General features: G+C 66.1%; 13 protein-coding genes and 1 tRNA gene. 2 read left to right on the forward strand and 12 right to left on the reverse strand.

Annotated features, from left to right (window positions below):
* Positions 1-178 precede the first annotated feature (178 nt).
* The 3 genes from G606_RS0108075 to G606_RS0108085 form a co-directional block, all read right to left on the reverse strand.
* Positions 179-9,532 (reverse strand): type I polyketide synthase, encoded by a 9,354-nt coding sequence (locus tag G606_RS0108075; RefSeq protein WP_026645533.1) that lies wholly within the window; start codon positions 9,530-9,532, stop codon positions 179-181.
* Positions 9,533-9,642: 110 nt separating this feature from the next.
* Positions 9,643-11,313, reverse strand: coding sequence for an acyl-CoA carboxylase subunit beta (locus G606_RS0108080; RefSeq protein WP_034524068.1), 1,671 nt, complete (start codon positions 11,311-11,313; stop codon positions 9,643-9,645).
* Positions 11,310-13,241: an ATP-binding protein gene (locus G606_RS0108085; protein ID WP_442852248.1), complete on the reverse strand. Its 1,932-nt coding sequence runs from the start codon at positions 13,239-13,241 to the stop codon at positions 11,310-11,312. Before G606_RS0108085 ends, G606_RS0108080 begins: the two co-directional genes overlap by 4 nt.
* A 400-nt stretch (positions 13,242-13,641) precedes the next feature.
* Between G606_RS0108085 and G606_RS0108090 the strand changes: the two genes are divergently transcribed.
* Positions 13,642-14,298, forward strand: coding sequence for a biotin transporter BioY (locus G606_RS0108090; RefSeq protein WP_026645536.1), 657 nt, complete (start codon positions 13,642-13,644; stop codon positions 14,296-14,298).
* Positions 14,299-14,489: 191 nt separating this feature from the next.
* On the opposite strand, the gene G606_RS0108095 is transcribed toward G606_RS0108090, so the two are convergent.
* On the reverse strand, positions 14,490-15,497 hold the full coding sequence (locus tag G606_RS0108095) for a biotin--[acetyl-CoA-carboxylase] ligase (RefSeq protein WP_231371468.1): 1,008 nt from the start codon (positions 15,495-15,497) through the stop codon (positions 14,490-14,492).
* A 184-nt stretch (positions 15,498-15,681) separates the two neighbouring features.
* Here G606_RS0108095 and G606_RS10320 point away from each other — a divergent pair, with 184 nt between their 5' ends.
* Entirely contained in the window at positions 15,682-18,051 is a 2,370-nt protein-coding gene (locus G606_RS10320; protein ID WP_155802855.1) for a DUF6020 family protein, read from the forward strand.
* A gap of 403 nt (positions 18,052-18,454) precedes the next feature.
* On the opposite strand, the gene G606_RS0108110 is transcribed toward G606_RS10320, so the two are convergent.
* The 8 genes from G606_RS0108110 to G606_RS0108140 form a co-directional block, all read right to left on the reverse strand.
* Positions 18,455-19,237: a PucR family transcriptional regulator gene (locus G606_RS0108110; protein ID WP_026645539.1), complete on the reverse strand. Its 783-nt coding sequence runs from the start codon at positions 19,235-19,237 to the stop codon at positions 18,455-18,457.
* A gap of 174 nt (positions 19,238-19,411) precedes the next feature.
* Positions 19,412-20,101: a 50S ribosomal protein L1 gene (rplA, locus tag G606_RS0108115; protein ID WP_026645540.1), complete on the reverse strand. Its 690-nt coding sequence runs from the start codon at positions 20,099-20,101 to the stop codon at positions 19,412-19,414.
* A gap of 14 nt (positions 20,102-20,115) precedes the next feature.
* Entirely contained in the window at positions 20,116-20,547 is a 432-nt protein-coding gene (gene rplK / locus G606_RS0108120; protein ID WP_024541045.1) for a 50S ribosomal protein L11, read from the reverse strand.
* 462 nt (positions 20,548-21,009) lie between these two features.
* Positions 21,010-21,150, reverse strand: a complete 141-nt coding sequence (locus G606_RS11240; protein WP_155802857.1) for a hypothetical protein — start codon at positions 21,148-21,150, stop codon at positions 21,010-21,012.
* An 88-nt stretch (positions 21,151-21,238) separates the two neighbouring features.
* Positions 21,239-22,165 carry a transcription termination/antitermination protein NusG gene (gene nusG / locus G606_RS0108125; protein WP_026645541.1) on the reverse strand — a complete coding sequence of 309 codons (927 nt, stop codon included), beginning with the start codon at positions 22,163-22,165 and terminating at the stop codon, positions 21,239-21,241.
* A 119-nt stretch (positions 22,166-22,284) separates the two neighbouring features.
* Entirely contained in the window at positions 22,285-22,515 is a 231-nt protein-coding gene (gene secE / locus G606_RS0108130) for a preprotein translocase subunit SecE (protein ID WP_026645542.1), read from the reverse strand.
* A 44-nt stretch (positions 22,516-22,559) separates the two neighbouring features.
* A tRNA-Trp gene (locus tag G606_RS0108135) sits at positions 22,560-22,632 on the reverse strand.
* A 511-nt stretch (positions 22,633-23,143) separates the two neighbouring features.
* A complete protein-coding gene (locus tag G606_RS0108140) occupies positions 23,144-24,361 on the reverse strand; it encodes a pyridoxal phosphate-dependent aminotransferase (protein ID WP_026645543.1) in 1,218 nt (405 codons plus the stop codon).
* Positions 24,362-24,568 lie beyond the last annotated feature (207 nt).

Here is a 24,568-nt window from a genome sequence, read left to right on the forward strand (position 1 = left end):
ACCTCCCTACGCCAACGTTTGCCGTCATCCCCACGATAGCCGCCGCACCCGCGTCCTCCCCACGGCGCAACGCAATCGACACGCGCACCCTCCGCAAAAACGCGCGCAGGGCGCGCCGAACGCCGTATGCCTTACGCATACGCCATCCCACGCGCCCCACACAACGCCCGCACAAATCTCAGCGAGCGCACGCCGCGAAGAACCCGTCCGCGCCGAGTCGCGCATCCGGATCGAGCAGCATCGCCTTCTCGACCTCGTGCGCGTCGTAGCCGCGTCCGTCCTCGTGGAATCGGCGGTTGTCGACCGGCTCGTAGAGCGCCGCACGACCCATCATGCCTTCCTCGAACCTGCGTCGTCCGGCCGCGAGCCGCCCGTTCGCCCGCGCACGCCACTCGGCGAGCGCTTCGGCGCCGTGCGCATGTTCGACGGCCGCCTCGAAGGCACCCGGATGCACGATTGCCGCGAATCCGGAGACGTGACCGAAGCCGAGCGATGTCGCGAGCGCCGCCTTCACCGTCCGCCGCGTGCCGATTGCGAGCGGCCGGCGCAGCCACACCATGTAGTCGTCGCGCGCGAGCTTCGGGTCGACGCATTCGAGCGCCGCATTCGCCGGCACGATGCCGGAGCGGAACAGCTGCGTGATGCCGTTGATCTGGAACACGCACGCGCCGCCTTTCGCATGTCCGGTGAGCGACTTCTGCGAGATCACGAACAGCGGGTTGCCGTCGGCGCGTCCGATTGCGTGGGCGAGCGTGTTGTGCAGTTCCGATTCGTTCGGATCGTTCGCGTTCGTCGACGTGTCGTGTTTCGAGACCACGGCGATGTCGTCCGGCGTGACGCCGAGCGCCGCGAGGTCACGCACGAGCTTCGACGAGCGGCCGCCGAGCCCCGCAGCGAGTGCGCCGAGGCCGGGCGCCGGGATCGACGTGTGTGCGCCGTCGGCGTAGGAGTGCACGAAGCCGATGACGCCGGCGACCGGAAGGCCGAGGCGCAGCGCGATGTCGCCGCGAGTGAGCAACACGGTGCCGCCGCCCTGCGATTCGACGAAGCCTCCGCGGCGGCGGTCATTCGCGCGTGAGAAGAACCGCGCTTCGATGCCCTTGTCGTACATCTCCTGCGAGTTCGCGGTCGCGTTCATGTTGCCGAATCCGATAACCGATTCGACGCCGATGTCGTCGATGGCGCCGGTGACGACGAAGTCGGCCTTGCCGAGCGCGATTTTGTCGGCGCCTTCTTCGAGCGAGACGGCGGCCGTCGCGCATGCGGACACCGGCTGCACCATGTTGCCGTAGCCGCCGATGTAGCTTTGCATGACGTGCGCGGCGACGACGTTCGGAAGTGCCTCCTGCAGGATGTCGGTCGGGATTTCGTGACCGAGGAAGCGGTCGAGGTACAGCTTGCGCATCGAGGCCATGCCGCCGAAGCCGGTGCCCTGCGTGCTCGCGACCATCGACGGATGCACGGCCTGCAGAATCTCGGTCGGCGTGAAGCCGGCGGACAGGTATGCGTCGACGGTCGTCACGATGTTCCACAGTGCGATCGGGTCGACGTCGCCGACCATCGAGGCGGGGATGCCCCACTTCGTCGGGTCGAAGCCGTCCGGGAACTGACCGCCGACGGTGCGCGTCATCGTCGCGCGCCGCGGCACGCGGATCATCGACCCGGCGTGGCGCGTCACGATCCATTCGCCGCTGTCGTCGTCGGGCATGATTGACGTGTGCTCGGCGTCCATTGCGATGTATTCGTCGGCGATCGCGCGCGTCGGCACGCTGAAGGTCACGTCGTGGTCGAGATAGACTTCGGCCTCCTCCTCGTCGGTGCCGTCGCGGTAGTCGGAGCCCATGCCGAGCGCGAAGGGGCGCACGCCGGATTTGGCGACGACCTCGTCGTGGTAGCGTTCGGCGATGTCGGATTCGGGAACGAGGTTGCCGTCGGCGTCGTACCAGCCCGGCTTGGGCGAGTCCGCCCAGCTGAGCAGTCCCATGTTCCATGCGAGTTCGAGCACGGCACCGGCGGAGAGGTCGACGTCGCCGTCCGCGTGGATGCCAAGCTCGGCTTCGGCACGCGTGCGTCCCGACCCCCAGGGGCCGAGTTCACCGATCGAGACGATGACGATTTCATCCTCCGGCCGTGCGCTCACACGTTCCCAGTCGGCGAGGTCGACTGCAGCCTGCTTCGGCACGTGCGGGCTCGGCAGCGCCTTGACCTGCACGTCGTCGGTGGTGGCGTTGGCCTCCGTTTCCGCCGCGTCGAGCTCAGCGTCTGCGAGCGCTTCGGCGCGCAGAGCCTTGATGTCGATCGGCTCGGCGCCGAGGCCGCCGGTCAGGTCGACGTCGAGCGGCGCGAGCGCGGCCTGCGCGCGCGCCTCGTCCGTCGTCAGCTTGAGCAGTTCGGCGGCGATCTGCTCGGTCGAGTACGTCGTCAAGCCGTGGCGTTCGACGACGGCGACGAGCGGGTCGTTGCCTCCCATGAGCCCGGTGCCGCGCACCCATCCGATCTTCGGATGCGCGAAGGTGACGCGCTGCGACCATGCGCGTTCGGCGCGCGCACGGTTGACGATTGCATCGAAGGCCGACTTGACTTCGCCGTATGCGCCGTCGCCGCCGAAGACGCCGCGGTTCGGTGAGCCGGGCAGCACGACGTGCAGTTTGTGGCGCACGTCCGTGTCGGCGCCGAGAGCCGCGAATCCGCCGATCGCGCGTTCGACGCCCCACAGCATCAGGCGCGCCTGCGATTCGAAGAGCGCGCCGGAGTCGGCGAGCGAACCGTGCACCGGCGGTGCGGCGAACGGGAAGAACAGGTCCGGCTCGTAGGCCGGCTTGAGCACCGTCGTCGTCGCGCCGTTCGTCTTCTTCTGCTGATGGCCGACCCAGTCCACAAGCGCGTCCACATCGCGATACGACGACAGATTCGCCGGCACGAGCCACAGTTTCGCGTCGCCGCGCGCGTGTTCGCGGTAGCTGCGCTGCGCCCACGTCTTGACGGACGGCTTGAAGCTGTGCGACGTCGCGATGACGGTCGCGCCGCCAGCGAGCAGTCCGCCGACGATCTGCGCGGCGATCGAGTTCGGCGCGACGCCGGTGACGACGGCCACCTGACCGTCGTAGTCGAGCGTGGCCTCGGTCGTGTCGGCCGCCGCCTGCTCGGCGATCGCTGCGTAGCGTGCGGCGAGCGCAGCGTCGTCGCTGTGCGCGGCGTACCATGCCGCCTGCTTGGCGACGGCGTCGCCGGCCGCCGTGAAGTCACCAGCGATTGCGTCCATGTCGCCGTTGTAGTAACCGCGCGCGAGGTCTTCGCGTGCCGACGCCCAGCGGTCGTCGAAGAGGATCGCCTGGCGCGCGTCGAAGCGCGGCGCGACCTGCTTGGGCCAGTCGGAGCCGAGTTCGGCTTCGACGGCGGCGACGACGGCCGCCTGCTCGGCGTCGTCGTCGCCCAGCGGCGCCGGCACGTCGACGCCGAGCTGTCCGAGAACGAATCTGGCCGTCGCGGCGAGCACGCCGTCGGAGCCGGTGACCGACTGCGCGTAAGCGTCGAGCGCGGCCGAGTCGACGACGCCGCCCGCGGCCGCGCCGGCGCTCGGCGTCGCCACCTGCACGCCGTGCGCGGCGGCGACGGCCTGCACGGCCGCGTCGATCATCGTGTTCGCGTCGGCGGCGTTCGCGGCCGTCGTCGCGGCGAGCGTCGTCAGGTCGCCGCCGCGTGCGGAGGCGCCGTCGCGCGAGCCGAGCGTGAGCGCAGCGACGACGTGCTTCGCCCATCCGTCGCCCAGTCCCCACGTCTCGTGCACGCGGCGTTCGATCTGCGCGGGCTTGACGCCGGCGGCGCCGAAGAGCGCGCGCACGCGGTCGCGCACGATGTCGGAGAGCACGGGGCCGAAGGCCTTGTAGTTCGGCGCGACCTTGTCAACGAGCGCGCCGAGGTCGCGGATCGACGCTTCGGCGGCGCCGTCGACGCTCGCGACGCCGAGTTCGGCGCTGATGTCCATCAGCAGCTGGTTGCGGCGCGACGAGACGCCGTTCGTCAACGTGTCGGTCGTGTCGTCGTCGCCGATCTGCTCGGGGCGGATCTTCGCGGCGTACGCGAGCAGCATCGTGATGCCGTCGTGCGCGCGGAACGCGAGGTCCGGCACGTCTGCTCCGGAGACGCCCGCCGCCGGCGCGACCGGCACTTCGGGCACCGCGGCGGCCGGTGCGACGGACTGCGGCGCCGCCGGGGCGGCCGCGGCCGGTGCGCTTTCGGTCGTCGTCTCCTCGATGTCGGCGTCCTCGACGAGCGGATCCGCATCGGTCATGTAGACGCGGCCTTCGTCGCGGCCGACGTTGTACACGGCGACCTGCCGGCGCGCGAACTGCGGCAGACGGAGCGTCTTGGCGGCGAGATTCGCGAGCGTCGGCGCGTTGCCGAGGCCGACTTCGACGTATTCCTCGACGCCGAGTCCGCCCTGTTCGCGTGCACCGAACAGCAGCGCCTGCGTTTCGATCCAGCGCACCGGCGACGCGAACTGCCACGACAGCAGCTCGGTGAGCAGCAGTCGTCCGAGTTTCTGGTCGTCGGCGGCGTAGGAGTCCCAGACAGCGTCGTCGGCGAGCGCGGCGGCGATGCGTTCGCTCGGCACGACGTCGAGGATCCGCTGCGCGAACTCCTTCGTCATCGCGAACGGCGCGGCCACGAGGTTCGGGATGTACAGTCCCTCGAGCGCGCCGCGGTAGTCGATTTCGGCCGGCAGCAGCGCATCGAGCTTGTCGCGGAACTCGGGCACGCCCTTGCGCAGCAGCGACGAATGGAACGGCACGTCGATGCCCGGCACGAGCATGAACGCCGGCTTGCCGCCGAATTCCGCCACGCGGCGCGCGGCGTCGGCGGCGAGCGCCTTGAGTCCGGCGATCGTGCCGGCGACCGCGTACTGCTGGCCGGCGAGATTGTAATTGACGATTTCGAGGAACTCGCCGCTCGCCTGCGCGACCGACTCCACATATTCGCGCACGTGCGCGTCGTCGACGCCGAACTGATTCGGACGCAGCGCGCCCATGCGGTAGTTCGATCGGCCCTGCGCGTCGCGGTCGATGAGATGATGCATCGTCGAGCCGCGGTGGAAGACGAGTTCGAGCACTGTCTCCAGCGGGATGACATGCGCGAAGGAGCTCAGCGCGTTGTATTCGCCGAGCGAATGGCCGGCGAAGTACGACGGGCGGATGTCGGCGCCTGCCTCCTGCATACGCGCCGTCTGCGCAAACGCGACGGTCGCGAGCGCGACCTGCGTGAACTGCGTGAGGTTGAGCAGACCTTCCGGATGGCGGTAGGTGACGCCGTTCGCCGTCAGCTCCTTCGGGTTGTCGCGCACGACGGCGAGGATCGAGAATCCGAGGCGATCGCGCGTGAGCCTGTCCGCGCGCTCCCACACGTCGCGTGCCGCCGGCGACTTCATGCGTTCGCCGAGCACCATCCCCTGGCTTTGGATGCCCTGGCCGGGGTAGACGAAGGCGCTGATCGGCGCGCGCGTGACCGCTGTCGCGCGGCTGACGAGCTGTCCGTCGATGCGGCACGTCACTTCGAGCGCGAGGCCGCCATGCCTGACGTGGCCGACGCGTTCGACGCTGATCTCCACGTCGTCGTCGAGCTGCACCATGCCGTACATGTTGTAGGTCCAGCCGGCGATCTCGTAGTGCGCGCCGCGTTCGTCGAGCGACTGCAGGGCGTGCTGCGCCGTCGCCGACAGCCACATGCCGTGCACGAGCGGCTGCGACAGTCCGCTGATCGCGGCGCCGCGGCGCGACGTGTGGATCGGGTTGAAATCGCCCGATGTGCGCGCGAACGCCGTCATCTCGTGCGGCGCGCGCACGTGGACGCGGCGCAGCAGACGGCGCGGCGTCGCGACGACGTGGGCGTCGAGGCCGCCGTCGTCGGCGGCCGGCGCCGGCAGTTCGTCGCTGTAGGCGCGGCCGCGGATCGCGAATCGTTCGCTCTCTTCGGCGAGCACGGTGCCGTCGGCGGCCGTGTGGCGCACATGGATCGTCACGACGCGTCCTGACGCCGATTCGAAGTACGGCTCTGCCCAGCTCGTGAGCGTCACCTGTTCTCCGACGTGCGCCAGCAGCGTCTCCTCATCGACGCCCAGCGCGATCAGATGGTCGAGATGGACGGCGTTGAGCAGGCCTTCGATGACCGGGTATCCGTCGACGCTGACCGAGCCGAGCGCCGCATAGATCGCCGGCCATGCGGGACCGACGAGCGCGTCGGGCGCGATCGGCGCGGGCACGAGGTCGACCGGCAGAGCCCCACCGGTGGCCGCCTCATGGTCGGCGCCGAGATTCGCCGACAGCGTGTATGCGGCGTGCGCGACGCCGAAGGGCGCGGCCGTCTCGTCCACGCCGTCCGTCGCGGCGTCGGCGGCTTCGATCGTCGGCATCGCCGTCAGCTGGTCGCCGGTGATCGCCGTGTTGCCGATACCGGCCGTCGCGGCGAGCATGCGGTAGACGTGTTCGGGCAGGCGCTCGCGGTCGACGACCGGGATCATGCCGGTCGCGTCGAGCTGCACGTTGAGCGGGATGACGATGTCGCGCACCGCATGCTTGTCGAGTCCGCCGTCCGGTTCGTCGTCCCAGAACGTGTCGAGATGGATGTCGAGGTCGAACTGTTCGACGCCGGCCTGCTCGTCGCGGCCGAGATGAATCAATTCGTAGGTCTTGTCGCCGCGCGCGGTGCCGTAGGCCGGGTTGGCGCTCTGATGGCCGATCCACGAGAGGTTCGGACTGCGGCGGATGAAGTCCTCGGCGTCGTCGGCGCCGGCGAGCAGCGCGAAGCGCTCGGCGGCGGCCGCGTCGACATCCGCGGCACCCGTTTCGCCTGCCACGCGCGCCGTCATCGCGTCGTTGAAGCGGCCGAGGATGTCGGCGACCGGCTCGTCGACCGTCGTGATGCCGGCCACCGAGATCGGGCCGGGGATGATGCGCACCGAATCGGCCGGATAGCGCGGGTCCTCGGACTGCCACAGCTGGTCCTGTCCCCACCAGCGCAGCAGGTCGTGGTCGATTGCCGGCACGAAAGGCATCGGCTTGGGGTATTCGCGCACGAGTTCGGTGAACCACGCCTCATCGGTCGGCGTCACCGTGAGTTCCTGCATCACCGGATAGGCTTCGACGAGCGCGGCGAGCGCGGCGAAGGGGTCAGCTTCGACGTCGGCGCGGCGCGTGAACATCGGCGTGAACGCGCCCTGTTCGAGGTCGATGACGCGCGCCTCGATGCGCTGCAGCAGATGCAGGTAGCGGTCGGCGTATGTGCCGTCAGCCCACGGGAACGCGAGTTCGGCGAATCGGCGAGCCCAATCCTCGTAGCTCATCGTCTCAAGGTCGCCGAAGTACGGCTTCGCGGTCTGGTCGAGCGCTTCGATGATCTCCTCGCGGCGCGATTCGAGCTCCTCGGGGTGCTTCATGATGTGCACAAGCAGGCGACCGCAGCGCGCGGAGGCGTTCTCGAGCTCGTAGATGTCAGCATGCAGATGGCTCAGGCCGCTCGTCACGCCGCCGACGGCCTTGCCGCTCGGCACCCACTGTTCGCCGAGCGGCGCGAACACGTCGACCGCATCGGTGTCGGCCGCCGTGATGCCCGGCGTCTCGACGAGCAGTCGCTTGACCTCGGGCGACGTGTGCGCCTCCTTCGCCGTCATGACGGCGGTGCCGACGAGCACGCCGTCGACGGGCATCGCCGGGCGGCCGTAGCGCGTCGCCCATGCGCCGGTGATGTAGTCGACGCCGCGCTCGGGCGTGCCGATGCCGCCGCCGACGACGAGCACGAGGTTGTCCTGGCCGCGCACCTGCGCGTAGGTGGCGAGCAGCAGGTCGTCGAGCGATTCCCAGCTGTGGTGGCCGCCCGCAGAGCCGCCTTCGACCTGCACGATGATCTTCGCCGGCACGACGGCCTTCGCGATGCGCACAACCTGGCGGATCTGCTCGACGGTGCCCGGCTTGAAGCATACGTAGGGGAAGCCGTCGGCGTTGAGCGACGCGACCAACGCGACCGCCTCGTCGAGTTCGGGAATGCCGGCAGAGACGACGACGCCGTCGATCGGCGCGCCGGACGCGCGCTTCTTCGGCACGATGCGCGACGAGCCGAACTGCAGGTTCCACAGATAGCGATCCATGAACATCGCGTTGAATTCGACGGTGCGTCCCTCGTCGAGCCGTTCGCCGAGTTCGGCCATATGACGGTCGAAGACCTCGGCCGTCACCTGGCCGCCGCCGGCGAGCTCCGCCCAGTATCCGGCGTTCGCGGCCGCGGCGACGATCTCGGGGTCGACGGTCGTCGGCGTCATGCCGGCGAGCAGCACCGGCGGCTTGCCGGTCAGCCGAGTGAACGCCGTCTCAATACGCTCACCCTGTGGCGTGCGCACGAGCCGCGGCGCGTACTTCGTCCAGTTCTGCAGGCGCGCCGGGTCGTCGACGGCCGTCGCGAGCGCCGCGCGCGAGGCGACGTCCGACGCTTCGACGACGCCGACGCCGGTGCCTTCAGCGACGGCCGCGCACAGCTTGCCGAGCGTCATACCCGGCCCGAGGTCGATCGTCCACAATGTGCGCGGATCGTGTTCCTTGAGCAGTTCGCCGATCTGCATGTTCCAGTCGACCTGATTGACGAGCACCTCCTCGGCGAGCGTGCGCGCGCGTGCCTTGTCGATGCCGCATACGGCCGCCCATGTGACGGTCGTCTCGACGGCCTGCGCCATCAGCGGCGAATGGAACGGCAGCGTCACCTCGAGGTATTCGAGCACCGGGTCGAAGACGTCGCCGCCGCGCACCTTGTCGGCGCGCAGCCGCGCCTGACGGCGATGCTCGCGCGCCGCCTCGTCGGCGAATGCGGCGAGGTCCTGCGGGTGACCAGAGAGGACGACGTGGTTCGCCGAGTTGATGACGGCGACGCTGATCGGGCCGAGCGCGTCGGCGACGCGTGCGATCAACGCGTCCGCCTGCGCCGGCAGGATCCCCTTGACCGACAGCATCGGCGTCGCCTCGCCGAACTTGCGCACAATGCGTCGTGCGCGTGCCTCGCGCGTGCCGGCGGCGCCGATCAACGCGGCGATCGCGAGGATCTCGTCGATGCGCGGGCGCGCCGCCTCGATCGAGCCGGCGTCGGCGATCGCCTGCGCCATGTGCACGGCGAGGATGCCCTGCGAGTGGCCGAGCAGCGCGACCGGCTTCGCGTCGGCGATCGCATAGCCGAGCTGTTCGAGGTCGATCAGGGCGCCGAGCTGGGCGAGCGCGATGCCTTCGATGCTCGCCGTCGCGTCCGCGGCCGCGCCGAGCGTCGCCGGGTTCGCGTCGAAGTCGAACAGGTCGACATCTTGTCCGCTCGTCGCGAGCAGCTGCGCGGCGACCGGCGTGAGCAGATCGTGTGCGCGGCGCGCGGCCGCCCTGAGCGCGTCGGCGGTCATCGGCTCGTCCATCAGCTCGGCGAGCGCCGTCGTCCACGGCGTGGACTGCCCGGCGAACATCAGGGCGTGGGCTTCGTGCTGGAGTCGTTCCATGAATGATGCGGTACTCATCGGTATCGGTGATGCTTTCTCTTCGGTGTTCTTCGGTGGTCTTGAGTTGATTTGATTGCGTTTGCAGTTGATTGAGTTTGCAGTTGATGAAGCGGTTAAGTCGGCCGCCGTCACAGCGGTTGGTTGCCGTGGTGTCTGCCGGCGCGGCGCGCGCGTCGTTTACCGCGCAGCAGCCGCAGTCCCTCGATCAAGGTGTCGCGTGTCTGCTCGGGGTCGATCATCGCGTCGATCTGCCCGGTTTCCATCGACAGGTTCGCGTTGACGGTCGTACGTTCGTATTCGGCCGCGTACTTCGCACGCACCGCCTCGACGTCCGCGCCGGCATCCCTCGCCTTCTGCAGATCCTTGCGATGGATGATGTTGACGGCGCCGGTCGCGCCGAGCACGGCGATCTGCGCCGCCGGCCACGCGTAGTTGAGGTCGGCGCCGATCGACTTCGACCCCATGACGATGTACGCGCCGCCGTACGCCTTGCGCAGCACGATCGTGACGAGCGGCACCTGCGCGTTCGCATACGCGTAGATGACCTTCGCGCCGCGGCGGATGATGCCGGCGTGCTCCTGTTCGGAGCCCGGCTTGTATCCGGGCGTGTCCACCAATGTGACGACCGGCAGGTTGAACGCGTCGCACAGTCGCACGAAACGTGCGACCTTCTCCGACGAGTCGACGTCAAGGCCGCCGGCGTCGACGTTCGGCTGGTTCGCGACGAGGCCGACCGGGTGGCCGTCGATGCACGCGAATCCGACGACGGCCGACGGCGCAAACAGCTCATGCACCTGCACGAACTCGCCGTAGTCGACGACGCAGCGGATGACGTCGAGCACATCGTAGGGCTGGCGGTCGTTGTCGGGCACGATCGTGCCCAGACGTCGCGCGACCCCATGGTCGGCGCGCGTCGCCATATACGCGTAGGTCGGCGGCTGCTCGCCCGCATTCGCCGGCAGATACGCGAGCACGGTGCGCGCATAGTCGATCGCATCCGCCTCGTCGACGCCCAGATAGTGCGCGACGCCCGACGTCGTGCTGTGCACGGCGCCGCCGCCAAGATCGTCCATGCTGATTGATTCGCCGGTCGCCGCCTTGATGACGTCCGGCCCGGTGACGAACATGTTCGAATTCTCACGCGTCATGACGATCAGGTCGGTCAGCGCCGGGCAGTAGACGGCACCTCCCGCGCACGGCCCGAGGATCAGCGAGATCTGCGGGACGGCGCCGCTCGCCTCGCAGGTGCGCCGGAAGATGCGCCCGTACTGCGTGAGCGCGGCGACTCCTTCCTGGATGCGCGCGCCGCCCGAATCGATCAACGCGACGATCGGAATGCGCAACGTGAGTGCCTGATCCATCAGCCGGCAGATCTTGCGTCCTTCAGCAACACCAAGTGTGCCGCCGCGCACCGAGAAATCCTGCGCATAGACGGCGACGCGCCGCCCGTAGACTTCGCCGAATCCAGTGATGACGGCCGCGCCGGCGCGTCCTGCGTTGATATCGCCGCCGCTGAATCGTCCGATTTCCTCGAAGGTGCCGGTGTCGAGCAGCAGATCGAGCCGTTCGCGCGCCGTCAGCTTGCCTTTGACGTGCTGACGGTCGCGCGCGTGCGCCTCGGCGTCGCGCGCCAGCTGTGCCGCCTTGAGCACAGACGGCCGGATCGGCTGACGTTCGCCGCCCATCGCGTCGCCCTCCGTTGCTGCGCGCGGCGTATCGACGGCCGCGGCGACGGCGTCGTCGAGCGTGCCGTCGGCGACGAGCGCCTGCAGCGCCGGTGATTCGGTGATGTCGCTCATGCCTGCTCCCCCTTGCTGGTGTTGGCAGCCGCGTTCTCGGCAGCTGTAGATTCCTCGTTGCGATGCGCGCCTTCGACGTCGATCGTCAGCAGCGTTTCGCCGGCGTCGACGGCGCTCGCGGGTGCCGCGAAGATCTTGTTGACGACGCCGTTGACGGGCGCGTAGACGTAGTTTTCCATCTTCATCGACTCGAGCACGACGAGCAGGTCGCCTTTGGCCACCCGCTGCCCCGGCGTCACGGTGATGCGCGTGACGATCGCCTGCATCGGCGACGCGATGACGCCGGAACGTTCGTCTTCGCGCTGCCGTCCGCGCTCGATGTGATGCATGCCCTGACCGCGCAGCGGCTGCGTCGCGCGTTCGGCGGCGCGTGTGCGTGCGCCTCCGGTGAGCGTCGCGACGACGTCGCTCGGCACGGTGAGCACGACGCGCCGATGATTCATTTCGATGACGATTTCCTCGCTCGGCGTGTGCGCGTCGGCCGGCTCCGCGGACGCGCTCAGCGACGCCGGCTGGCCGCTGCGCGTCGACGCCGGCTCGCGGTTGAGATACTTGCGTTCGAGCCATTTCGTGCTCACGGCGAATTCGGCACCGTGTTCGGCCGTGAATTCGTCGTCGGCGAAGACGGTGCGGTACAGCTCGACCGGGGTCGGCACGCCGGTGATTTCGATTTCGTCGAGCGCGCGGCGCACACGTGCGACGGCCGCCGCGCGATCGGACGCGGTGACGACGAGTTTGCCCATCATCGAATCGAATTTCGGGGAGATCGTGTCGCCTTCGAGGACACCGGAGTCGACGCGCACGCCCGGGCCGCTCGGCCAACGCACCGTCTCGAGTGTGCCTGCGGACGGCGTCAGATTCGATTGCGGATCCTCGCTCGTGATGCGCAGTTCGAAACTGTGGCCGCGCGGCGACGGCGCGTGCGTCAGCGCACCGCCGGCGGCGATCGTCAGCTGTTCGCGCACGAGATCGACGCCGCTGACCTCCTCGCTGACCGTGTGTTCCACCTGCAGACGCGGATTGACTTCGAGGAAATACGCTTTGCCGGATGGCGTCACCATGAACTCGCAGGTGCCGAGGCCCACATAGCCGACCGCTTCAAACAGGCGACGCGAGTAGTGTTCGAGCTGTTCGAGGACGTCGTCGGGCAGGAACGGCGCCGGCGCCTCTTCGATGAGTTTCTGATTGCGTCGCTGCACCGAGCAGTCGCGCGTCGAATAGACGGTGAAATCGCCGTGCATGTCGCGGCCGCATTGGGTTTCGACGTGTCGGCCGTTGTCGATGAATCGTTCGACGAAATAGTCGTCGAGGTCGCCGCCCTGCGCGGCGTTGTGGTTGAGGTAGAAGCCGCGCAGCTCGTCGTCGCTGCGCACAAGCGTGATGCCGCGTCCGCCGCCGCCGTCAGTGCGTTTGAGCATCAGCGGATAGCCGTGCGTGTGCGCGAAGTCGAGCAGCGGACGCATGCCGGTGACGGCGTGCGAGATGCCCGGCACCGGCGGCACGTCGGCTTTTTCGGCGACGCGGCGTGCGCTGATCTTGTCGCCGAGCGCGTCGAGCGCCTCCGGCGACGGGCCAATCCAGATGGCACCTTCGGCGATCACCTTGCGCGCGAAGGAACTCACTTCGGAGAGGAAGCCGTAGCCGGGGTGGACGGCGTTCGCGCCCGAACGGCGCAGAATCGAGATGAGCAGATCCTCATTGAGATAGGTGTCCGCATAGGTGTCGCCGGACAGCAGAAACGCCTCGTCGGCCATGCGCACATACTGGCAGTGGCGATCCTGTTCCGCATAGACGACGACGGTCGGCACCCCCATCTCCCGAGCCGTCCGCACGACGCGCAGCGCAATCTCCCCCCGATTGGCCACCAGAAGCTTCATCGGGGTTGGGGCGTCGGGAGTTGTGGATGCGGCGGAATCGGCGGCGGCCATGGGCGTGCGTAGGCCGGGCGTTCGGGACGATGCGTCGGTGCGGGTCGGTGAAGCGCACGCAGTGGGTGGATGCACAGTCGGGTCTTGGTCAAGCATGCGTTTCAGCATCCTCTTTTTCGTGAGGCGTCGACACTTTCGTTCCCACAAGAATCGTCCCCGACTTTTGTGGACGTGAACAAAACCCGTCCCCCGTCCCCTTCCGTATCCTTACCCCCGTCCCCACCATCTCGCAGCTGCAACCCATCCGCCCGGCTCCTACGGGTAGCCTCCAGTTACGGGTAGCGACCTGTTGCGGGAGGCACCTGATCACAGACAGCCGTGTGCCGCCGGCAGCAATCCGTTACCGGTAGCAGGCGGGGATGGCGGATACGGACAGTCCACAACATATGAAGGAACGACGATGAATCATCAATCGAACCACAACAGCAGTCTCACCATTCGGACGTCAGAAGTCACTATTCGGCGTGTCGCCGGCGGTGCGCTGCCGGTAGCGCTCACGGCCGGGGCGTTGTGGGCGGCCGCGGCGATCGGTCGCATCGCAATTCCGGGAACGCCGGTGCCGATCACGTTGCAGACGCTCGTGCTGATGATCGCCGCCGTGACGCTCGATTGGCGACGTGTCGCGAGCGCCGTCGCCCTCTACCTGACGATGGGGCTGTGCGGACTGCCGGTCTTCTCGGGCGGCATGTCGACGGCCGCGCTCGTCGGTCCAACATGCGGCTTCCTGTATGCGTTCCTGCCGGCCGGCATCGTCACGTCGCTGCTCGGCGCGCTCATCGTGCGGTTCGCGTCGCGAAACGGCATCAACGGCCACATTCACTCCACGCGCGCGGCCGCGCTGATGCCGATTGTGGTCTTCCTCGGCTATTTCCTCGCGTGTGCACTCGGATGCGTGCTGCTGCAGGATGGCGTTGGCGTGCTCGTTCAGGCGGCGACGACGCATGCGCCGCTAAAGCCGCTCGCGATGGCGTCGTCGGCCTTCCTCCCCGGCGATCTGCTGAAAGCCGCGCTTGCCGCTTCGCTTGCGACACCAATCGCGCTCGCCAAGCTGCGCTGACCCGCCGGTTGCGATCGTCCCAGGCGCACCCCGCACCCGGAACGATCGCAAACCGAACCGTCAGCGAACGCCAGCGTCACGATCCTCACCCGGAACGATCACAACCGCCCCTCCCAGCGAACGCCGCAGCCGCACCCCGCACCCGGCACGTTCGCAACCCAGCCCGCCAGCGACCGCCACCCGTCGCCCGCTCAGCGCGCCACGTTCGGCAGCACGCCCACGTCGGCTGTGTGCACGATCCGCTCTTCACCGTCGTCGGTCGTCATCGCCAGCGACGCGTCGGCGTTGATGCCATGCGCAATCCCGCGCTCCGTCTCGCCGTTCGTATAGTGCACCTCGACCGGATGCCCGAGCGTCCAACTTTCCTGCACGAGCCGGCGCCGCAAATGCTGCACGTCCACCTCGGGGTTCAGCCCAAGACTCCACAGCCGCTCCTCGATATGTTTTACCGTGCGCGATGCGATGAGATCCATCACCGCCTCTGTGCTCGGCCGCTCCCCCGCGTGCTCGGGTTGTGTGATGAGCTGCCACGACGTCGCCTCGTCGGTCGGCAGTTCGCCGAGCGGCACGTCGATGTTGAGCCCGACCCCATAGATGACGGCGACGATGTCCGGCGCGGGCACCGTCACGATCTGCGCGAGGATGCCGCCGAGTTTATGCCCGTGGTAGACGATGTCGTTCGGCCATTTGAGCATGACGTCGTCGCGCGCGTCGTCGATGTTCGCCGGGTCGCGCACGAGCATCATATCCGTTTCACTCAGTGTTTCACGCAGCGCGTCGAGTACGGACAATCCCGCGATCATCTGCAGCCATCCGTTGATCTGCGGGTCGCATGCCACATTCTTGCCCACCGCGGAAATGAACGACATCATGAACGATTTCCCCGGCGAGCTGAACCATGTGTGGTCGAGCCGGCCGCGCCCTGCCGTCTGCTCCCGCGCGCTGACAATCGTCATGCCGTTGCGATTCCACCGCCCGCTTGTGATGTATGTTTCAGCGACCGTGTTCGTCGACCCGACCGATTTGAGCGACACGACATTCGCCACCGCCCGCGTCAGCGGCAGGTCGCCGGTGACGACATTGTCATCGCGGAACGGATTCTGCTGCGCGCTCGATGCGGCCACCGACCCAGACATCGACGCAGCCGCAGCACCGCCATCGTTGTTGTTGCCGTTGCCGCTCATGTTTCCTTCCGCCATGCGATGCTCCTCCGTTGATGTTCTGATTCCCTATCCATCATGCACCCGAACTCCGATGCCCACACGCGACCACCCATGCTCCTCCCCACCGACAACGCCCCCGCACATCCCGCCACCGCCCACTGCGCCGACGGCTAACCCCGCATGAGCCGTCCATTCTGCCGCCGATTGTACAATCGCGTCTATGGCACGTGAGCATCCCACCGATTCCGACACCCCGACGACCGCGTCGTCCACCAATGCCGAATCCTCCGCGACCACAACCCCCGCTTTCCGCGTGACGCCGCCAACGTTCGCCGACCGCTGCGGCGCGTTCTTCCGTTGGCTGATCGCCGCGCTCGCCTGCGTTTGGATCTCCTGGTGCACGTCGATCGGTCCGCTGATGCGCTCCGACGTCGGTCTCGCCGGCTTCGGATGGACGAACGCGCTGCTGTTCCTCGTCATGTTCAGCTGCACCTTCGGTTTTGTGCTGCTGCTTGTTTTCACCGCCTACCGCCGCGAAGGCATGTGCAAACCCCGCAACCTCACCCGAGTCCGCCCCCACACCCCGACCTCCGCCACTGTCGGTGATTCCCCTTCCGCTACCACATCTGATTCCCCTTCCACCCCAACCGATTCCGTCTCCGGTCCCACAACCTCCGTATCCACCACCGACTCAATCCACATCGCTGTGGATACTGATGTGGACGATCACAATGACTCTTCCACAATCGCGGTGCATTCTACATCCCCTCTGTCCACATCCTCCTCCATCCACACCCCCGCGAACTCTCACACTCCCGAAAACGCCCACACCTCCGACATCCACGCGAAGCCCATCAAGCACACCTTCGCCTTCCGCCTCCGCCCCCACTGCTCCCACATCACCGCCGCCGTCTCGCGCGCGATCATCGCGGCGACTTCCGACTGGAAACGCATCTGGCTCGTTCTCGCCATCTGCTGGCTGTGGGTTCCGGCGACGCTCCTCGCGGCCTTCGGCGCCGACATCTATTCGCAAGCCCGCGAATTCGCCTGGGCGTGGAATCAATGGACCGGCGTCGACCAGCCCTACATCGGCTTCTTCTCCTTCGTCCCGATGGACATCTACCCAACCGCCCACTACATGTGGCCCGACCAGCCGACCTACCTGACCGACCAGCACAACATCGTCCTCACCGTCTTCTACGGCGGCGCCCTCGCCATCTCCCGCTACCTGACCGGCTCGAACGACGCCGGCCTCGTCGTCCTCGCCTTCCTCCAATGGTTGTTCGCCGGTTTCTGCTGTGCATCCGCCGCGAATCGTTTCTTCAATCTGCCGTGGCTCACCCGCCGTTCGCGCAGCAAGGACCACCGCAGCATGCCCGCTGATTCCTCACTGATCACCTCGACCGCGACGACGATCTCCACGCGCATCACCCCTTACGCGGGCACTCCCGCCGGTGCCTGCGCCCGCGCGCTCATCATGCTCGTCTTCATCTGCTGCCCGCTCGTGCTGTTCGCGACGATTTCGCTGACGAAATCCCCACTGTTCGCGTTCGCATTCACCTGGTGGTTCGGCCTGATGTACGAGCTCTACATGACTTACGCCCCGCGCGTGAAGACCTCCCCCACCCTGCGCACCGAGGTCCTCCCCACGCGCCATATCACGATTGCCGCGCTCGTCGTCTCGGTGAGCGTCATGCTGATCAGCGCGAAGTACGCGTGGTATATCCTTCTCGCACAGGTCGTTTTTTCGTTGCTCGCCGACCGTCGCCGCTGGAAGCTCTACCTCGGCACGCTGCTGCTGCCGACGATCCTGATCCACGGTTCGATCGCCGCGCTGATCGCCTCCGGCACGATCATCAGCGGCGACCCGATCGAATCCCGCGGCATCCAGATTCAGATGATCGCGCGCGTCGCCCACGAGAATCCGAACGCGATCCCGCAGGACGCGCGAGACAAGCTCGCCCCGATTTTCAACCTCGACCAGACCGCGCAGGCCTACCGTCCCCAGGACGCCGACCCGGTCAAATCCTCCGGTATCCAGTCGAAGAAGGTCAGCTATCGTTGGCGTTCCGTCACGCCCGAGGACATGGACAACTTCAACAAGGCGTGGCTTGAGATCGTTCGCGCCGACCCGCGCACCGCCTTCGACGGCCTGTTCGCCAAGAGCTACGGCTACTTCGACATCTTCGATCCGCCCTACGTCCCGATGAGCTATTACATCGACAACGACTATGTCCAGCAGACGAACACCTGGATCAAGTACTACGACCACGGCTGGCGCACGAAGGTCGCCGATTTCGCCCGCGGCTGGAGCAGCATCCCCGTGCTTGGCTGGTTCACCCATGGCAACTGCTATGTCATCTTCACATTGCTCATCGGCGCCGGCGAACTCGTGCTCAGACGTTGGCGCGCCCTGTCGTGGCACATGCCGTTGCTGCTGCTGATGGGCGTCATGATCACGGCGCCGGCGAACAACTTCGAGCGCCACATGCTGCCGATCGTCTTCGTCTTCGGCTTCCTGTGCCTCATGTTCCACCGCGACACTCTCCGCCGTCTCGACCTCCCGGCCATCCCAACATCACAGCACTGATTCCGCGCTGGGTGTGCCGGTCACACGGCCGGCACACCTCAATCCCACTCGGATTCCAGCCATTCCACGGCTTCAGACCGCCCGGTTCGCTCAGAACGCCCCACATCCGCACACAACCGCACTCCAAAACAACCGCGCAGCCAGCTCCGAAACCATATCTGCGCTGAGGGAGAGCATCTTCCCGGCATTCGCCAAGTAGCCCCATCCAAAACCGCATATTTCCGCCACCACGCAAGCCCGCTAGGCGCCCTATCCGACGAAGTTGCTCTCCCTCAGCGCAGATACCAATCAGACTGTTGCCCGGATCCCGACCAACCACCGCTTAGCCATCAACTAGCCCCGCCCTGGTCGCCGCCATCACCGCCTTCTAGGCCCGTAGCCCCTTGCCAACGCCCCATCGCCCTCACCGGTCCCGAATCCGACCGATGGCGATCGCCGTATTGAGCACAAAGGCATCCCGCGGGTCGGTCGCATCCCACCCGGTCGTCTCTGCCGCGCGCTTGAGCCGGTAGCGGACCGTGTTCGGATGGATGTTGAGCTCCTTCGCCGTCGCCTCAAGCGACCCGCCGTGCCGCAGGAACGTGGACACCGTCACGAAGGTCGGATCGTCCTCACTGCTGCCGTGCAATACCTGATAGACGTTGCGGTACAGCTCCTCGCGCGCCATGTCGTCACCGATGAGCGCGCGCTCCGGCAGCAGATCGTCGGCGCGCAGCGGCCGCGCCGGTTCGACGATCGACGGCGCCGCCTGCAACGAGAACAGCGTTTCGCGCACGGCATGGCTCGCCCCTTCGACACCTTCCCGCATCGGGCTGACGTACACGGCTGCCCCTTCGCTGAACGCCGGCAGCATATTCGTGCTCGCGATGCCCGGCGACACAGCCGCCTGCACCCGTGCGCATACGATGACGAAGGCGCCATAGACGCCGATGAGCGGCGACACGCCGCCGAGATCCGTGATGACCTGTCCGATTTTCGCCACCGTCGCCGCCATGCTTTCGGCCGGTTCTCCCCCGACGGCGAAGCATTCGAACTGTCCTCGCCATCCGATGACGTTGAGCAGTGACGTGACGCGCTCATCGCGCAGTCCGCTGATCAGGCATTCGAACGCGAGCGCCCGAATCGTGCCATCGTCCGTGCGTCCCGCCAACAGTTCCAGAATATCCGCGTGTTCGTCGCCCAACATGATTTCGATTCTACCCACCGACCGTTTCTTCTCCGAGCTTCGTCTCTTCATCCTCACGATTCACGCACGCCGCCGACCAACACCCACCACCTACAAGAAATCCCCGCCGGGCATGTTGCCCAGCGGGGATGACGCTTCAATCAGCCGTAGTCGGCCGACCGATCGGAAACCGAATCAGATTGAAGCCGGATCGACCGGAACGCCCGGATCCATCGTCGCGGTGATCGTCGCCTTCGTGATGTAGCGACCCTTGACGGTGGCCGGCTTGAGGCGCTTGACTTCGTCGGCGATTGCGCGGAAGTTCTCATCGAGCGCTTCAGCGGTGAACGAAAGCTTGCCGAAGAGGAAGCTCAGGTTGCCGTTCTTGTCGACGCGGAAGTCGACCTTGCCGCCCTTGATGTCCTTGACGGCCTTCGTGACGTCCATGGTCACGGTGCCGGTCTTCGGGTTCGGCATGAGGCCACGCGGACCGAGCACGCGGCCGAGGCGGCCGACCTTGCCCATCATGTCCGGCGTCGCGACGACGGAGTCGAAGTCGAGGAAGCCGTTGGCGACCTGCTCGACGAGATCGTCGTCACCGACGATGTCCGCGCCAGCTTCGAGCGCCTCGGTGGCCTTCGGGCCACGGGCGAACACGAGAACCTTGGCGGTCTTACCGGTGCCGTTCGGCAGGTTGACGGAGCCGCGCACGAGCTGATCGGCCTTGCGCGGGTCGACGTTGAGGCGGAGCACAGCTTCGACGGTCTGGTCGAAGTTGTATGACGGCATGCTCTTGAGCAGAGCAATGGCCTCTTCCGGCGTGTACAGGTTGTTGCGATCGATGCGCTCGGCCGCTTCGCGATACTTCTTGGAGTGCTTAGCCATCTGTCCCTCTCCTCTCAGTCCGTCACCGTGATGCCCATCGAGCGCGCAGTGCCCTCGATGATCTTCATTGCGGCTTCGATGTCACGAGCGGAAAGATCGGCCATCTTCGTCTCCGCGATTTCGCGGACCTGATCCTTGGTGACCGAGCCGACCTTCGTCGTCAGCGGATTGTCGGCGCCCTTCTGCACGCCCGCAGCCTTCTTGAGCAGCGCGGCCGCCGGCGGCGTCTTGAGGATGAAGTCGAAGGAACGATCCTCGTAAACGGTGATCTCGACAGGGATGATCTGGCCCATCTTGTCCTGCGTCTGCGCGTTGTACGCCTTGCAGAAGTCCATGATGTTCACGCCATGGGAACCCAGAGCCGGGCCCAGCGGCGGTGCCGGATTGGCCTTGCCAGCCTCGATCTGGAGCTTGATCAGCGCCGAGACTTTCTTCTTAGGAGCCATAAGTTGGTTCTTCTTTCTGTGAAGCGGTGAAAACGGCGTGTTTCCACGCCTTCCGCAACCTTGTCTTGCTGTGCTGTGCCAGCGGGAACGCATACGCGTACCCTCCAGTCACAACTTATCCATTATGCCGTGATGCGCCGACATCACGATGCGACGATGCGTCCGCATCACAGCACGTCCGCATCACGACACGTCCGCATCACAGCACGTCCGCATCACGATGCCAACCCGTCACGGCACATCGCGCGCCATCAACCGTCGCAGCACCCCATTACGATCCCGCCCGTCCCATAACCCCGCGAATCCAAACCGACACCCAGGTTTTTCGCGCGCTTGTGTTCCCTTGCAAGCCCCCTTCCGCCCCGTCCCATCATGCCTGCACGGCACGATTGCGCACAAGAAACGGCCACACCCATCTTTTGGCCGTATCTCGGCTGGGAAGGAGCATTTTCTCCGCCACCCTCAGATATCCCCGTCCGAGGTGCGCGTCATCACGCCGATTTCCACCCCCATACTGACCCGCTGCCGAGAAAATGCTCCTTCCCAGCTGAGATACACCCGCGTACCGCAACCGCCTGCAATCAGCGATGCAACGGCGTACATGGCCCGCATCATGCGTCACAACGAGCAACGCGCAGCCGCCCGAAGGCGAACTGCGCGTTGCTTAGAACCGCTTGATGCCGTCTGATGCTCAGACGAGCTTCTCCACCTGGTCGAAACCGAGCTCGACCGGCGTGTCGCGTCCGAAGATCGACACAAGCACCGTGAGCTTCTGCGTCGACGGCTCGACTTCGGAGACGACCGCGGACATCGTCGCGAACGGGCCGTCGGTGACGGTGACCTGATCGCCCACCGCGTACGAGACCTCCATGACGCGCTTCTTCGCAGCGGCCGGCTTGTCGCCCGCCTCCTTGAGCGCCTGCGACGCGATCATCGGCGCCATCATCTGCACGACTTCCTTGCGGGTCAGCGGCGCCGGCTCACGCGTCGGCCCGACGAAGCCGGTCACGCCTTCCGTTTCGCGCACGATGCGGCGCGCGTCCTCGTCCGGCCACATGCGGATGAGCACGTATCCCGGCACACGCACGCGCGTGACGACCTTCTTGCCCTTCTCGGTGTGCTTCTCGACTTCCTCCATCGGCACTTCCACCTGGAAGATCGTGTCTTCGAGACCGAAGCTGGCCACACGCGATTCGATGTTGCTCTTGACGCGCTTCTCGTATCCCGAATACGTGTGCAGCACGTACCACTTGCCGTCGAGCGTGCGCAGGCTCTTCGAGAATTCCTTGACCGCCTTCGCGCCGGCGTCCTCTTCTTCGGCTTCTTCTTGCGCTTCTGCCGCCGGACCGTCGTCGTTTGCGTCGGCGTCCACGGTGCCGTTCGATTTCGCGTCCGAGTTGACGTCCGGCTGCTCGTCGATGTCCTCTTCGATGCTCACGGTTGCAGCCTCGTCGGCGTCGTCGGCCGGCGTCTGTTCCGCGGCGTCCACGGAGTCGTATGCGATGCCTTCCGCGACATCCTCGCTCGGCGACGCGGCGGCGACGGCGTCAATCTCCTCCGTCTGCGACTGAGCCTGATCAGCCTGATTGAGCTCATCGAGATTCACTTCGTCACTCATGCATGTCCTTTTGTGCTGGGGGGTTGATTCCAACGATTGAATGTACCAGAAAACGATTATAGCTGGGGTTCCCCCCAGCTATAATCTCAAGGTTTACGCCTCTTTTCGCTTTGGCCGAATCAGCCGAAGATCAGGAAGGCGAGCTTGCCGAGTCCGGTGTCCATCAGCGTGACGAGCACCATGAGCAGCACGACGAAGATGAACGATGCGAGCGACCAGTAGAACAGCTGCTTCCTGGTCGGCGTCACGACCTTGCGGAGTTCATCGATGATCTGCTTGATGAACAGGCCGATGCGCATGAACACGTTCGGCTTCACGACTAGTTCGCCATGATCGGTCTTCTTGGCCATGTTCCCTCCTGAAAGGCATTCGATGAACTTACTCGCTGTCTTTGCAGGGAAGGCGGGACTCGAACCCACAACCTACGGTTTTGGAGACCGTTGCGCTACCAATTGCGCCACTTCCCTAGGTTGATTCTGCGTCTGCCGTTTCCGGCCTTCGCAAAACTGCCAAGTTGAAATAGTAACGTATCCGTCCGACGATGTCCAATCCCGTGTGTTTCCTTCACAATCCGACCACGTTCTCCCCGTCCTCCCCTTCGTTCCGACCCGCTTCGCCACCCATCTCGACAGTTCGACCCGCCAGCTGCCCCAGTTCCGTCCCACTCCGTCAACACCGTCGACGATCCGACCTGCAAACCCCCGCTGTTCCGACCTATTTCCTCAACTTCGTCGACAACTTTCCTCAACTTCGTCGACAACTTTCCTCAACTTCGTCGACAACTTTCCTCAACTTCGTCGACAACCCACCCCCGTTCCGCCCACCAGCAACCCGCACACCCCACTCCAACCAAAAAAGCGGCGGCCGCGCACCTGCGCAACCGCCGCCAAACCCGCCGTGAGCCGATCCGACCCGAATCAACGCGACCCGAGTCAACCCGAATCGCCCCGCGTTCACACGCTCACGACACACACGCTCTCACGCGCGCCCCGCCTCGGCCCATTCCTTGAACCGACGCATGCCTTCCACGATCTGATCGTCCGCAACCGCGTACGAGAACCGCATGTATCCCGGCGCGCCGAAGGCCTCGCCCGGCACGGCCGCCACGTGGGCTTCGTCGAGCAGCGCAGCCGCCAGATCCGACGAGGTCTCGAACTCGAGCCCGTTCGGCCCGACCGGCCTGTTCAGCAGTCCGCGAACATCGGCGAACGCATAGAACGCGCCCTTCGGCGTCGGGCAATGCACGCCATCGATGTCATTGAGCGCGGCGACGATGATGCCGCGGCGCTTGTCGAAGGCCCCGCGCATCGCATCAACGGCGTCGAGCGATCCCGAAACCGCCGCGAGCGCCGCGCGCTGCGCGATGTTGTTGACGTTCGACGTCATGTGCCCCTGCAGTTTCGCCGCTTCCTTGGCGACTTCCGGCGGCGCGATGAGCCAGCCGACGCGCCAACCGGGCATCGCATACGTCTTCGCCACGCCGTTGAGCACGATGAGCTGTCCGCGAACTTCCGGCACGGCCGCGCCGATGTACGTCGTCTTCACGCCGTCATACGTGAGGTGTTCGTAGATTTCGTCGCTGAGCACCCACACGCCGTGTTCGACCGCCCATTCGCCGATCTGCTTGATCGTTTCCTCGCTCCACACTGCGCCGGTGGGGTTGTTCGGCGACGTGACGATGATCGCCTTCGTCTTGTCGGTGCGCGCTTTTTCGATGTCGTCGATGTTCGGCTCGAAGCCGACTTCGGCACCGGCGAACACTTCGACGGGCTTGCCGCCGGCGAGCTTGACCATTTCCGGATAGCTCGTCCAGTACGGCGTCGGAATGATGACTTCGTCGTCATCGTTGAGGATCAGCTGCATCGCCTCGTACACGGCCTGCTTGCCGCCGTTCGTCACAACGACCTGTTCCGGCTTGACTTCGTAGCCGCTGTCACGCAACGTCTTATTGGCGATGGCCGCGCGCAGTTCCGGCAGACCGGCCGTCGGCGTGTACTTGTAGTTCTTCGGATCGACGACCGCTTCGGCGGCGACGGCCACGATTTCCTGCGGCGTCGCGAAGTTGGGTTCGCCCGCGCCGAAACCGACGACGTCGACGCCCTGCGCCTTCATCGCCTTGGCCTTGGTGTCCACTGCGAGCGTAGCGCTCGGCGCGACACGGTTGATTCGTTCGGAGAGTGAAAGGGAGTTGCTCATGCCCTCCATGCTATCCCTTTGCGTTGTCATCACAGCCGCATGTCGGCCTTCCCGATTCACCATCCGGACTCCTCCCCATTTCCTTCTATTTCTCCATCCTCTTCTGCCTTCTCCGTTGCAAACTAGTTTGTGGTAGTTTGCATGGTCTCGTTGTCGAGGCCAGCTCCAAGTCTCACGCGGCTCGCGCCGCTGCTTGGTTCACGTTTC

This window comes from Bifidobacterium sp. AGR2158 (genome assembly GCF_000424225.1).
In the GTDB taxonomy this organism is placed as follows: domain Bacteria; phylum Actinomycetota; class Actinomycetes; order Actinomycetales; family Bifidobacteriaceae; genus Bifidobacterium; species Bifidobacterium anseris.

Bases quoted from the DNA above. Each gene is read 5' to 3' on its own strand.
- G606_RS0108075 (WP_026645533.1), bottom strand. From the start codon at position 9,532: ATGAGTACCGCATCATTCATGGAACGACTCCAGCACGAAGCCCACGCC.
- G606_RS0108080 (WP_034524068.1), bottom strand. From the start codon at position 11,313: ATGAGCGACATCACCGAATCACCGGCGCTGCAGGCGCTCGTCGCCGAC.
- G606_RS0108085 (WP_442852248.1), bottom strand. From the start codon at position 13,241: ATGGCCGCCGCCGATTCCGCCGCATCCACAACTCCCGACGCCCCAACC.
- G606_RS0108090 (WP_026645536.1), top strand. From the start codon at position 13,642: ATGAATCATCAATCGAACCACAACAGCAGTCTCACCATTCGGACGTCA.
- G606_RS0108095 (WP_231371468.1), bottom strand. From the start codon at position 15,497: ATGGCGGAAGGAAACATGAGCGGCAACGGCAACAACAACGATGGCGGT.
- G606_RS10320 (WP_155802855.1), top strand. From the start codon at position 15,682: ATGGCACGTGAGCATCCCACCGATTCCGACACCCCGACGACCGCGTCG.
- G606_RS0108110 (WP_026645539.1), bottom strand. From the start codon at position 19,237: ATGTTGGGCGACGAACACGCGGATATTCTGGAACTGTTGGCGGGACGC.
- rplA (WP_026645540.1), bottom strand. From the start codon at position 20,101: ATGGCTAAGCACTCCAAGAAGTATCGCGAAGCGGCCGAGCGCATCGAT.
- rplK (WP_024541045.1), bottom strand. From the start codon at position 20,547: ATGGCTCCTAAGAAGAAAGTCTCGGCGCTGATCAAGCTCCAGATCGAG.
- G606_RS11240 (WP_155802857.1), bottom strand. From the start codon at position 21,150: ATGTACGCCGTTGCATCGCTGATTGCAGGCGGTTGCGGTACGCGGGTG.
- nusG (WP_026645541.1), bottom strand. From the start codon at position 22,165: ATGAGTGACGAAGTGAATCTCGATGAGCTCAATCAGGCTGATCAGGCT.
- secE (WP_026645542.1), bottom strand. From the start codon at position 22,515: ATGGCCAAGAAGACCGATCATGGCGAACTAGTCGTGAAGCCGAACGTG.
- G606_RS0108140 (WP_026645543.1), bottom strand. From the start codon at position 24,361: ATGAGCAACTCCCTTTCACTCTCCGAACGAATCAACCGTGTCGCGCCG.